Below are 13283 nucleotides of genomic sequence, written 5' to 3' on the forward strand. Positions count from 1 at the left end.
TGCATCGTTGAATCGTGGAGATGCGGCGCGCGGCAGATGTCTCCTCAGAAAATATTTGAACGTCTCGAAATTTCTTGCGCGCTTTCATGTAAGCGAAAACCATGCGTCATATTGTCGCACTAAGCAGTGTGTGTTGCTAACCGCAAACACCCTGAGGTCGACAATGAGTTTGAATTACAAAAAGCACTGGCGAACCAGCACCGCGCTCTGCATCGCGTCAACGGTGCTCGTCGCAACAGCCGCATATGCCGCTCACTATCCTGGCGGCCGCAGTGATTGGGACAAGCGTCCGCATCACAATCACCAGGCGCACGAAGAGGGCGATCGTGCGAAGCATGAGAACCATGGCCATCATGGTGACGGCGATCACGGCGTGAAGACCGCGTCGCCGATCAAGCACGTCATCATCCTGATCGGTGAGAACCGCGGCCTCGATCACACCTTCGGTATCTACAAGCCGAAGGGCAAGGGGCAGACCATCTCCAACCTGTTGTCGAAGGGCATCGTCAACGAAGATGGCACGCCGGGACCGAACTTTGCGCAGGCGCAGCAGTCCTCGGTCGCGGGCCAGCCCTTGTACTATATCGGCGCACCGACCATCGCGAAGTCGCCCTACAACGCGACAAACCCGATGCCGCAGCCGAACACGGCCGGTACGCCGACCGCGCAGAGCGACACCGGCGCTCCGTTCAAGACGATCGCCGAAGCCAGCGTCGAGAAGGACATGGATCCGGCCGATCTCGACATCCTCACCACCGGCTTCAGCGGCCTGCCGACCGGCGTGCTGGATACCCGCATTCCCGGCGCCGGCGGTCTGAACGGACCGTTCCAGCTGCAGGGCGAGCAGATCAGCGACGACGACTACACCGGCGACTCGACGCATCGCTTCTATCAGGATTGGCAGCAGGAAGACTGCAGCGCCGCCAATGCCACCAAGAAGAACAATTCGGGCTGCCTGAACGACCTGTTCCCGTTCGTGATGGCGACCTATTCGGCGTCCAACAAGAGCATGGCCAACTCGATGGGCTTCTACAACGCCCAGCAGGGTCAGGCTCCGGTCCTGAAGATGCTCGCCGACCGCTTCACCTTGAGCGACAACTTCCACCAGTCGTTCCACGGCGGCACCGGCGCGAATCACTTCATGCTCGGTACCGGCGATGCGGCCTTCTGGAGTGACGGCAAGGGCAATCCGGTGACGCCGCCGGCCAACCTGATCGCCAATCCGAATCCGGTCGCGGGCTCGGTCAACCGCTACACCGTCGACGGCAATTGGAGCAATTGCTCTGACGTGTTCCAGCCCGGCGTCAAGCCGATAGTCACCTACCTCAACAATCTGCCGTACGCGGCGGAGCCGAACTGCAAGCCCAACCACTACTACATGCTCAACAACGTCAACCCGGGCTATCTGCCGAACGGCGCGCTGTCGGGTGGCAACAACGTGCCGCCGTCGTCGGTTCGCACGATCGGCGATGCGCTCATGGAGAAGAACATCTCCTGGGCGTTCTATGGTGGCGCGTTCAACGACGCCGTGGCGCTTTCGAACGCCGCGGTTGCCGCCAATCCGTCGAACCCCAACCTTAGCGCCGCCGCGGTCGCCGATCCGGCGCACGCGCTCGGTGTTGCCTACTGCCAGATCTGCAATCCGTTCCAGTATGCGACCTCGATCATGGCCAACCCGGCCGTGCGTCAGGCTCACATGAAGGACACTGCCGATCTGATCACGGCGATCCAGAACAACACGCTGCCCGCGGTGTCGTTCGGCAAGCCGGACGGCCTGCTCGACGGTCATCCGCAGAGCTCGAAGGTTGACCTGTTCGAGGCCTATGTCCTGAACGTGCTCAACTCGCTGGACAACAATCCGGAGCTGAAGGCTGAAACCGCTGTCTTCATCACCTGGGACGAGGCCGGCGGCTATTGGGACTCCGGCTACCAGCAGTCCATCGACTTCTTCGGCGACGGACCGCGCATTCCGACCCTGATCCTTTCGCCCTATTCGACGGGCGGCAAGGTCAACCACAACTACGCCGACCACGTTTCGCTGCTGAAGTTCATCGAGCGCAACTGGGCTCTCCAGCCGCTCACGAACCGCAGCCGCGACAACCTGCCGAACCCGACCTACTCGAAGAACAACGAGTACATTCCAACCAACAGCCCGGCATTGTCTGACATGTTCGACGCGTTCGACTTCAGCAAGCCGGTCACGTTGTCCTACACCGAGTGATCAAGCTCTCGCCCGCAGCGAGGTCCTGACTCCATCCAAGGCCGGCGCCGATCGAACCAATGGTTCGGTCGGCGCTGTCTTGTTCTACCCGCCCACCACCTGATCGACCGGAGACATGCGATGAAACGCAACGAGAAGACGTGCCCGATCAGCAGGAGCGTCGCGGCCGGCCTGCTTGCCGTTGCCATCCTGGCCGGCGCGGCGATCCCGGCCATGGCACAGCAGTTTTCCGCCGACCTCGTCGCGAACAAGGACGACACGGCAACCGCCATGGGAGCCTTGCGGGTCTCCGGCGGAAAAGCACGGATCGAGACAAGCGCGCTACCCGACGGCTTCTTCCTGATCGATACGGGCAAGCCCGCGGCCTATTTCGTCCGTCCGGCCGCACGGGTTTACATGGACGCGCGGCAATCGAGCCCGCTCACCCGGATGTTCATTCCGGTCGATCCGGATGATCCCTGCCGGCAATGGCTGGCGATGGCGCAGCTGTCCGCGCCGATCGACCTCGCAACGTGGCACTGCCAGCGCGATGGAGAGGAAAGGATCGCGGGGCACGATACCGACGTCTTTCGAATCGCCGCGCCGTCCGGTTTGAGCTTTGTCGGGTGGATCGACCGCGCGCGCAGATTTCCGGTACGGATCAGGACCGCGGATGGGACGGTGATCGCTGCCGATCACATCCGCGACGAGCCACAGGCGGCGCAAACGTTTGAAATTCCCGCAGGCTTGCGCAAGTTCGACCCGCAAGCGCTGATCCGTCGGATCCAGCAGAGCGACGTATGGGTTGAGCCGTCGGCTTCGCAGTGAGCACGCCCTCCGTTACTGCGACTGCTGGCTGGTTACCGGCAGAATCCGGCCGAGCGCTGTGTAGTGCGACTGATGCACGTTGCTGTTGAACAGCGACCAGGGTTCGGCCTTTTTCAGGGCGACGGGTACGTCGAAGTGCACCAGCTGCGCAAAGTTGCGATATTCGGCCATCGCATCGTCGATACGGCCGGCGGCGACGTCGAGATCGATGCGGCGCAAGGTGAGAACGAGGTCCTTCAGGATCGCGCGCGCCGCCAGCCGCTCGTCCTTGCCACCGATCGCGGTGTTCCTGATGTCCGGGATGCGCTCGGTCAGTTCGCGCAGTTCGGCCCCGACCCCGGTCACGGCCAGTGACACCACCGCGGTGTCGGCAGCCGGGATCGCGACCTCGAGGACGCTCGCGAGCTCGAGCACCTCTTTCATCCGGAGCATGACGCCGTCCTTGTCGAACGGGCGTTCGCCGTCGCCGACCGCATTCAGATAGGCCACAAGGTCCTGGGCGTCCTGGGTCGACAGTTCGAGGTCGAACACACGATCGAAATGATCGACCACCTGTTCATAGCTGTCGTAGCGGCCATCGTGGAAATACGGGGCGTTGAAGTTGGCGTTCAGCAAAGTCGGGGTCTTCACCAGTCCACCGGATCCGACGTCGTGGCGCATCTGGTCGTTGAAGGTACCGCCCGGAACATGACAACCGGCGCAGCTCAGCTCGGCCTGCTTCGGAAACGGCTTGAAGAATAGCGCCTCGCCGCGGCGCTCGGCCAGGCTCGCCTGCGCGACAAGCCTGCCGCCGGGCGCAATCTTCGGATTGGGGAGGAAGTCGATATCGTTGATATAGGCGACGAGGCCGTCGAGAACCTCGTCGCGCGGCCTCGGACCGGAAAATTCATTGACGATGACATTATAGACGAAGTCGCGCAGCGAGGTGATGCGCCCGTCATGTCCGTAGGGGGCGAGGAAGCGGGCGCCGCGCAGGCTCGGAATCCTGACCGGATCGAGGATGCTGTTGAACGTTTTCGCGTTGAAGACAAGGCTGGTCGTATCGAAGGTGCCGGGGCGGGACGATGCGCCCGGAACGAACAGTTTCGGGTTCGATGCGCCGTTGACGTGGCAGGTGCCGCAGCTCATCTCGGCCTGACGCGCCTTGCCGCCCAGGATGGAAGGCGAGTTGAACGCAAGATCGCCGAGATTGACCAAATAGGACTTTCGTCCGCCGACGGCTTCGGAATGAAAGAGTTCGCGCGGCCGCGCCAGCGCCTCCTCGGAAAATTCGGTGCCGGCCGGCAGCACAGTCTGGTCGCCGCCGAGCGGGAACGCCGACGCGCGCAACGGGAGCAGGGCAACGACGAGCGCCAGCCACGCGACCCGTGCCGGTCTGACGCCGCGATCGGCAGCTGTCGCACGATGTTTTCCGGAGCCGGACGCCAGAATATCCCAAGCCATCGCGCGAAAACGCCCCTGTCACAAATGCATATGCGCTGCCGTGCGTTGGAAGATGTCACGGAGGTGACAGTTTCCTGTCGGCAGGATCAATGACCATCTGACTGGATAGACGAATTTTGATTGCGGTTTGATGACGCTCGATCGGCGCACCGCAACGCGGTCTGCGTTTGACAGGATGAAATTCTGTTGGTGAGCGAGCATCTTTCCGCGCGTTTGTGCGCGCGTCGAAAAACAGTCATCCCCGCGAAATGTGTTTTGCATAGCGTGTAGCTCCATTTCTATTTCTTTCTAAATCAGGAGAGCACTATGCGGCTTTGGGGAGCCATTCCGGCGCTCGCGGTTGTTGCTGGCGCCGTTGCCATCTCGCCGGTAGCAAACGCAGAGAATTTGGTCGAAAAGATCGTTGATGAGTTCAAGCACGAGATCAGGGAAGAGCTGCGCGATCTGCGGGATCGCGGCCATGAAGGCGTGCACCAGTACAAGCACATCGTCGTCATCTATCAGGAGAACCACAGCTTCGATAACCTCTACGGTCACTGGGGCGATGTCGGCCGCGACCGGATCAACGGCACATCCTATGCCGATCAGGCGCACACCCTGCAGGTTCGGCAGGACAACCAGACCGTCTATGCCTGCCTGCTGCAGAACGACGTCAACCTGACCTCTCCGTCGCCGCAACCGACCAGCTGCACCGACAATACGGGCACGGTCGCGATCCTGAGCGCCTTCAAGAACAAGCCGTTCGAGATCAACGAGTTCATTCCGACCTCGGCCACCACCTGCCCGAAGCCGCTCGGCGCTTTCGCGGCTCACGGTTTCCTCAACGGCACCGGCGCGCCCGGCGGCTGCACCGCGGACATCGTGCACCGCTTCTACAGCGAGCAGTATCAGCTGAACGGCGGCCGGCAGAATCGCTACATGACCGGCAGTGATGCGGCGGGTCTGGTGATGGGCTATTACGACACCAAGAAGCTGCCGATCTACAGCTATCTCCACGGCCACGGCGCGCCGAACTACATCATCGCGGACAGCTTCTTCCAGGGCGCCTTCGGCGGTTCGTTCCTCAACCACCAGTTCCTGGTCGCCGCGGCGGCGCCCCAGTTCGTCGGTGCCCTGAATGACGGCAGCGCCAACGACTTCCACTCGATCGTCGATGCCAACGGCATGCCGACCAGCACGCCGCTCTACACGCCGCTCTCGACCGTGAAGGATGCACAGCTGACGGCGAAGTGCAATCAGGCCGGACTGCCGGCGGGCCTCGCCTGCGGCGACTACGCGGTCAACACCACGCAGCCGTTCTATCAGCCCTATTCCCCGGGCACCGCCGACATCAAGCGCCTGCCGCCGCTGCACACGCCGAACATCGGAGATCGGCTGTCGGCAAAGCGCATCGATTGGGCCTGGTATTCGGGCGGCTGGTCGAACGCCAACGGTGACGTCGGCGCTTCGGGCTGGACCAACGGCAACGGCACAACCTGCACCGACCCGAACCATGTCTCCACGGCGGTGTTCCCGAACTGCCCGGACGTGGATTTCCAGTACCACCATCAGGCGTTCAACTACTTCGCCAACTACGCGCCCGGAACGCAGGCCCGCAAGGATCACCTGAAGGACGAGGCGGAGTTCATCCAGGCGGCGAAGACCGGCCGGCTGAAGCAGGTCAGCTTCATCAAGCCGATCGGCGAGGAAAACGAGCATCCGGGCTACACCAGCGAATCCGAAGGCAGCCAGCATCTCGTCGATCTCGTCAAGGCGATCGTCGAGGGGCCGGATGGCAAGGACACGTTGATCGTCATCACCTATGACGAGTTCGGCGGGCAGTGGGATCACGTTCCCCCGCCGCCGTTCAACCGTCATGGTGCCGAAGCCAAGGCCGCGGACCAGTGGGGCCCGGGCACTCGCATTCCGACGCTCTTGATCGCCAAGCGCTTCAACAAGTCGGGTGTTGCGCATGAGGACTTCGACACCACGTCGATCCTCAAGATGCTGGAAAAGCGCTTCGATCTCGATCCGCTGGTGACGCGCCCGGTGCGTAGCCTCTCGGCGGCGCTGAAGGCCGGCGAGGGCTGGCACTGACGCGAGGAGCGCTGCTGGCCCGCGTCAACGTCCGACGCGGGCCGGAATGCCGGCCACGCGCCCAAGTGATCGCTACACGAAGGGATCGCTACACGATCAGATCGTGTAGCGGATGGATCACGATGGCGTCCGGCGTATGGTCCGGGAAGAAATCTGTTTGATGCTCCGGGACCGGCCCAACTGCCGGCGTTCCACCAGCTGCAACTCCTTGTGCCAGCTGAAATCCAGCGGAATCGGCCTGGCGGCCGAACCACGCGAGGCTTTGATCGAATTGTAGAGGGGACGAAGCTCCCTGCTGTTCAAGGCTCGAAGGCTCCGCGAAATGAAAGGACTGCTCGGTCGTTCCGGACGTTCCGCCGTCTACAAAGGGCAAGATTGCCTGAGACAACGCCGCGTCCTCGTGGCTACTCGTTGACATCGGACTAACATCGGGCGCTGGAGCGCTGGCGCCGACCGGCGGCGCGGGGCTGTCCGGGCTGGCGGCGAATATGAAGGCGTCCATCCCCGCCGCGTGGCACTGAATATCGACCTGAAGGTTGCTCGTGGCCGCATCGCCGTCCGCATCGACCGCCGTCACATCGAACAGCAGATCCGCGTTGATGCTCGTCTTTTCGGTATAGCTGATGTTGTTGATCGCGAAGGTGGGACACCCGGCTTCCACCCGATCGTAGTCGACCTGGACTTGATTGAACGACCTGTCAACGTAAAGCGTATACGTCGTCGTCGTGGCATCAAAGGTGTAGGTGTCGATCAGCGAAGCATCCGATGTCTCCTGGACCACGAAGCCGGCACTGCCGCAGAGCGGCCTGGGAACATCGATGCAGAAGTCGTGAACGTCGGCGCTGCCATCAAGAACTTTGAGGATCACGCCGGCGGTGCCGTAGCCCCGCCATTCCGTGAGATTGAAGCCGACCTGCGACTGCTTCTCGGTGAACGCGAGATTCAACTGCTCGGCCGGGTCCATCTGCAGTCCACTGTCGCCGACCGCAATACCGCAGTCCGATGCCTTGACATCGAGCGGATGGCCGGCGCAGTCCGATCCGGTAATAACCAGTTGTCCGTCCGGAGCCGTCAATGACGGCGTGCCGCAGATCGGGGCATCAAAATCGGAGCCATGGACGGTGACGTCCTTCGACGGCCCGGCTTGCTCGAGATCAAAGCAGAATGTTCCATCCGGATCGATCAGCAACTTGAAATAAGGATCGTCCAGCCTGCCGCCGCAATCGGTAAGATACGCGTCGAGTTCGACGCCGCCGCCCACCTCATGGGTCGTATAGTAGAAGTTGTAATCATCGCCATGTCCGGTGACGTGCACCGCGGTGATGCCGTTGCCCAGGCATGATGTGGCCAGATCATATCCCGTGCAGCCGACTGGACCGTTGTGGACGGCAACGAACATCGCGGCATCGCCATCCGCGCCGAAATTGACATCGTAGGTACCTGTCGCAGTCTGATGATCCTGAGCGGCGATGAAGGTCTCCGGGAAGCTGCAAATGGTCGGGTGATCGTCCGTGATCGTCAGTTGCTTGCCGAGGTCGATGCACGCGCTCTGGAAGTCGCCGTCCTTGTCCGTGATGGTGGCAACCAGGCTTACGACGCCGGCGGTCAGCGACACGGCTTCGCCGCTGTCAGGGCCGGCGCAGGCCGGATGCGTCACCGCGCGATATTCAGTGAAGGTGACGCATCCCGTGGCCGGATCAACCGCGATGGTGAATGCCAGCGCGCCACTTGCTGTGCCGACATGGCCTTCGATCGTGTTGCCGTTCAGAACCAGCACGTCGGAGCAGCCGGTATGCGAATCGATCAGACCGGATGGGGTGCAGTCACCTCCGTTGATCGTCAGTGCATAGTGAGTCGTCGCGCCGTCGGCGCCCTGGAGCGAGGTGAACGCCGTCGAGAAATCGGCGGAAATTTTCGTCAGCGCGGCGTCCGGTGCCGAGCCCGCGACATGGTCATCCAGCGCCGTTGCCGTCAGGTGCGTCTCGCTCAGCGTCAGCGACGGAGCGGTGCAATTGGCCTGGATGCAGGGGCCATCGTCGCTGATGGCCAGTCTGCTGCCGAGGTCCAGGCCGGCGCTCTGGAAGTCGCCGTCCTTGTCCGTGATCGTGGCAGTCAGGCCCACGATGCCCGCGGCCAGCGATACGGCTTCGCCGCTGTCCGGGCTGGTGCCGAGCGGCTGCTCCACCGGCCGGTAGTCGGTGAAGGTCACGCGTCCAGTGGCCGGATCGAGCGTAATGGTGAACGCCAGTGTGCCGCTGGTCGCGCCGACGCGGCCTTCGATCGTGTTGCCGTTCAGAACCAGCAGGTCAGCGAGGCCGGTATGCGAGTCGATCAGCCCCGACGCCGTGCCGTTGCCGCCGGTGATGGTCAGCGCGTAGCGGATGGTCGCGCCATCGGCGCCTTGCACCGAAGTGAACGCCGTCGAGAAATCGGCGGAAGTCGTCGTCAGCGCCGCGTCCGGCGCCGAGCCGGCGATGTGGTCGTCCAGCGCCGTTGCCGTCAGATGCGTCTCACTCAGCGTCAGCGATGGGGCTGTGCCCGCCGCCTCGATGCGCGGGCCATCGTCCGTGATTGTCAGCTGCTTGCCGAGATCGATGCTTAGATCCTGGTACTGGCCGTCGCTCTCCGTGACCGTCGCGATCAGGTTGGCGAGGCCGGTCCCCAGCGCGATCCCTTCGCCGCTGTCAGGGCTGGTGCCCGACGATTGTTCGACCGCGCGGTGCTCGACGAAGGTCACGCGGCCCGTGGCCGGGTCAACCGTGATGGTGAACGCGAGCGCCCCGCTTGCTGCACCGACATGGCCTTCGATGGTGTTGCCGTTCAGAACCAGCAGGTCAGCGAGGCCGGTATGCGAATCGATCAGCCCTGACGCCGAACCGTTGCCGCCGGTGATCGTCAGTGCGTAGCTGACCGTCAGACCCGGTTCGGTGACGAATGCCGCTGAGAACTCGCCTGATGTCGTCGTCAGCGCAGCGTCCGGTGCCGAGCCGGCGATGTTGTCGTCCAGCGTCGTCGCTGTCAGATGGGTCTCGCTCAACGTCAGCGATGGCGCGGTTCCGATCTCGATCAAGGGGCCGTGGATGGTGAGTGTCACCGTCTGCGGGGTGCCGCCTATCGTGGTCACCGAGAAGCTGTCGGTCAGCGTGTCGCCGACATGGAGGGCTTGCACGGAGCTGTTGGCGTTGTCGAGCGTATAGGTCCACACGCCGGCCGTTGTGAGCGTGAATGAGCCGTAGCCGCCAACGCTTGTCGTCGGCGCGTTCACGGCGGTGAAGGTATTGGCGGGATCGTCGACATCGGTGTCGGTGAGCGTGCCCTTTGCGATGAGCAGGCCGGGCGAGGCATGACTGACGCCGACCGCACCCACCACCGCGCCGGCCTTGGTGCCGGAAATGATGGAGGCGTCATCGGCGCCCAGGATGCTGATGTCGAAGCTCTCGCTGGCCGAAAGCGAGCCGTCCGAGACCGTGATCACGAAGCTCTGGGTCGTGTTGGCCTTCAGCGCGTTGATTGCGGTATTGTTCGGAACGAAGGTGTAGTTTCCGGTCGCGCTGTTGAGATAGAGCGTGCCAAATGTACCGACGCTCGACACGTCGTATGTCGCCTGTCCCAGCACCGTATCGCCTGTGGCGCCTCCGCTGATGCCGAATTTCAGTGCGCCGCCCTTGATGCTGCTCGCGGAAAAGATCCCGCTCGCCGCATTGAAGTCGTCAAATATCACCGTATCGATTTCAGTCGGCCCCGCTCCGAGGTTCAGCTTCGGCGGAACCGGCGGCAGTTTGAAGAGATCATTTTTCGCGAAGGTCGCCACCGGTAGCGGCCCGAGCGTATCTTGCACCGGCGACAGCGGGGACTGCTGAATAAAATTGATCGGCAGCAGCAGTTGGCCGCCTTCGAGAGCAGGCATGCCGGACCCTTTCGATGCCGGTCCTTTCTCGAAATAGGCAAGGGTCTCCTGTTGGGCCTCCCGTAATTCCTCCATGTGCGCAGGGGAATTCGTGGCATGGTTCACGCCGACAGAGGAGCCTCTTCTGCTCAGGATGATCGTCTCTTCGGGATCCTCGACGATGATGTGACGGGGGATCGCCTCCTTGGTCACGAGTTCGAACACGCCGTGGTGGAGGTCCTTGTATTTGATGTTGTCGTCGTCCAGGAACGTGACGTTCGGCTCCGCGGCCCGGGCGTCCTCGAGCAGCGAGAAGGTGAGGGCGGCCAACGACAGCATGCCGAGGCCGCTGGCGCGGATGGTGCCAACCGGTGTGTCCGCCGTCAGGACGCCAGACCCTGCGAGCCGGCTGCCGATGAGGCGGAAGAGGCTTCTGGTTTTCGCGAACAGGCCCGGCCGCAAGCCCTCGCCGGGGTCCTGCGCGATGTCGCCCAACTCCAGCACGGTGCCGGCCGGCAAATTGAGCAACCTGCCATCGACCAGGCGGATTTCGATCCGCCCGCCGGCTCCGACCTCGATGACGTCACCCTGGCGAACGGGATCGCCAGTTACGATTTGAATCGGTATGCCGCGGGCACGCGCGATCGTGCCGCAGCCGATCGCCGTCCGAACAGTGCCAACTACGCGGGGCGGCTGGCCCAAAACGGCCATGCACGCGTCCCCGAACTCTACGCCGGACGCAACTGACATTGGCTTTTTGCCTGTTGGGCAGTTCGAGCGGAAAGTGGCGCCGCAGTCTTTTTATTTTGGCTTGGTTCGGCCACGCGGCGAAAAACCCCGCGCCGTCAGCCATAGGCTTGTCCGCTGAAACGTCCTGATTGAAACCAAATTCGGCAGTAAAAATGGAATTCCAATACTGCGGGGGAGCCTTACAAAAAGGACAGAATAGCTGTCCTTTATCGCGCGTGCAGCCCCGCAAAATTAATAGTATGATTACCATGCAAATTGTCCACTTATTAATTTTTAGTCGAACTGCGTCAGGCATTTAGGCTTGTCTGCGACAACTCGTTTGGCACTTAAGGTCCTGCGGTCTCGGCCCGGCGGTCCCGATCACCACCGAGCCACGACACGACAAGATCTTCTCGTGGAGGGGATCGTGCGCATCCATTTGATTGTTCAATTGCTTGCAAGCTTCGTCCTGGCGCTCGCAACGCTCACGCCCGGCCAGGTGCAGGGGCAAACCGAACCGGCCCAGCCCGCGGTTGAGAATATTCAACTGAAATTCATCGGAAGGGTCGTGGCCGCCACTGGTTCGGTCACGATCGAGCATCCGAGTGCAGTGGTCGTTCAGGCAGGGCTGCCCGGCAAATTGCCTCAGGCGCAGGTTGGCGATCCCGTTTATCTGGGCGACGTGGTGCAGACTGGAGCGGACGGACGCGTCGGGATCAATTTCACCGACGGCACTTCGTTCAATCTGTCGAGCAACGCCAAGATGGCGATGACCGAGTTCGTGTACGATCCGAACGGCAAGTCAAACTCGACCTTGCTCAAACTGACCAACGGCACCTTCACCTTCGTTGCCGGCAACATTGCGAAGACCGGTGACATGAAGATCGACACTCCTGTGGCAACGATGGGCATTCGAGGCACCACGCCACGCATCGAGATATCGGACGATGGAACGGTGAGGTTCGCCACGCTCGTTGAAGAGGGCAAGAGCAAGGTCAGGAAGGTCGGGACACGAACGCCGCAGCAACCTGAGCAAAACACCCTCCACAAGTTCAATCCCAACATCTGTCGAGGGTGCTAGGCCAGGCGCAGCCCGTTTCGTGCAAGCAAGGCCCGATATGAAACCTCGTGCAAGCGCCGGCGCAATTGTCAGCCTGATATCGCTTCTCGTTGCGATGCTCCCTGTGTTGCCTGCGGTCGCGCAGAACCCGAAGAAGGACAGCTATCTCCGCACTATCGGATCGTGCAGCGGCCTCGATCGCACACCGGCCGACGCGCGCATTGCTGCCTGCACGGCGCTGATCGATGCGGGGCAGGACATGACGGCGGCCGGCCTCGCGATCGCCTATAACAACCGTGGCAACGCCTACGCCGCCAAGGGAGACTACGACGGAGCCATCCGGGATTTCGATCGATCGATCGAGCTCAATCCGACCTACACCAAGCCGCTCAACAACCGCGGCGTGGCCTATCTCAGGAAGCGCGAATATGATCGCGCCACCGACGCCTTCGATCAGGCGATCAGGCTCAACCCGAACTACGGCGAGGCCTTCGCCAACCGCGCCGGCGCCTATTTGAAGAAGAACGATTATGCGCGCGCGGCGCAGGACTACGATGAGGCCATTCGCCTCGAGCCGAAGCTGGACGGGGTGTGGAACGGACGCTGCTGGAGTCGGGCCATCCTCGGCGAATTGCAGGCGGCGCTGGAAGATTGCAACAAGGCCCTTCAATCGGCGTCAGCCAACGCCGCGACGTATGACTCGCGTGGCCTGATCTATCTGAAGACCGGCGAGCTTGGCGCGGCGATCGCCGACTACAGCTCCGCACTTCGCATCGATCCCAAGCTCGCAAGCGCACTTTATGGACGCGGCCTGGCGAAGTTGAAGCAGGGTGACAAGGCCGGCGGCAATATCGACATGGCGGCGGCCAAGGCGATCCAGGGCAGCATCGGCGACGATTTCACACGCTACGGCGTGCGATAGGCGAGCGCGGCCGACGGAGCCGCAGCAAGCGGGCCGGCCCGATGCAGTCGCTGCGGGTGCGGCCAGCCGGCTAAAGCATGATCCGGAAAAGTGCGAAGCGGTTTTCCGAAAAGATCATGCTCAAACAAAAGGCCAAAGC

Annotated in this window: 7 protein-coding genes; 5 read left to right on the forward strand and 2 right to left on the reverse strand. The window is 62.3% G+C overall.

Going from position 1 to position 13283, the window contains the following annotated elements:
• Positions 1 to 169: 169 nt before the first annotated feature.
• Complete coding sequence (locus AKL29_RS27395; RefSeq protein ID WP_050386318.1) at positions 170 to 2221, forward strand: alkaline phosphatase family protein; 2052 nt, start codon at positions 170 to 172, stop codon at positions 2219 to 2221.
• A gap of 120 nt (positions 2222 to 2341) precedes the next feature.
• Entirely contained in the window at positions 2342 to 3028 is a 687-nt protein-coding gene (locus AKL29_RS27400) for a hypothetical protein (protein ID WP_244482457.1), read from the forward strand.
• Positions 3029 to 3040: 12 nt separating this feature from the next.
• Here AKL29_RS27400 and AKL29_RS27405 read toward each other — a convergent pair whose 3' ends face one another.
• On the reverse strand, positions 3041 to 4471 hold the full coding sequence (locus tag AKL29_RS27405; protein ID WP_028333646.1) for a cytochrome c peroxidase: 1431 nt from the start codon (positions 4469 to 4471) through the stop codon (positions 3041 to 3043).
• A gap of 306 nt (positions 4472 to 4777) precedes the next feature.
• On the opposite strand from AKL29_RS27405, the gene AKL29_RS27410 reads away from it, so the two are divergent.
• A complete protein-coding gene (locus AKL29_RS27410; protein WP_028333645.1) occupies positions 4778 to 6547 on the forward strand; it encodes an alkaline phosphatase family protein in 1770 nt (589 codons plus the stop codon).
• An 88-nt stretch (positions 6548 to 6635) separates the two neighbouring features.
• Here the strand turns inward: AKL29_RS27410 and AKL29_RS27415 are convergent, their stop codons facing one another.
• Positions 6636 to 11144: a DUF5801 repeats-in-toxin domain-containing protein gene (locus tag AKL29_RS27415; protein WP_050386319.1), complete on the reverse strand. Its 4509-nt coding sequence runs from the start codon at positions 11142 to 11144 to the stop codon at positions 6636 to 6638.
• A gap of 445 nt (positions 11145 to 11589) precedes the next feature.
• On the opposite strand from AKL29_RS27415, the gene AKL29_RS27420 reads away from it, so the two are divergent.
• Together AKL29_RS27420 and AKL29_RS27425 are read left to right on the forward strand one after the other, a co-directional pair.
• On the forward strand, positions 11590 to 12243 hold the full coding sequence (locus AKL29_RS27420; RefSeq protein WP_410712139.1) for a FecR family protein: 654 nt from the start codon (positions 11590 to 11592) through the stop codon (positions 12241 to 12243).
• A gap of 37 nt (positions 12244 to 12280) precedes the next feature.
• A complete protein-coding gene (locus tag AKL29_RS27425) occupies positions 12281 to 13144 on the forward strand; it encodes a tetratricopeptide repeat protein (protein WP_050386321.1) in 864 nt (287 codons plus the stop codon).
• Positions 13145 to 13283: the final 139 nt, after the last annotated feature.

Origin of the sequence: Bradyrhizobium pachyrhizi, assembly GCF_001189245.1 — a bacterium.
Taxonomy (GTDB): Bacteria; Pseudomonadota; Alphaproteobacteria; order Rhizobiales; family Xanthobacteraceae; genus Bradyrhizobium; species Bradyrhizobium pachyrhizi.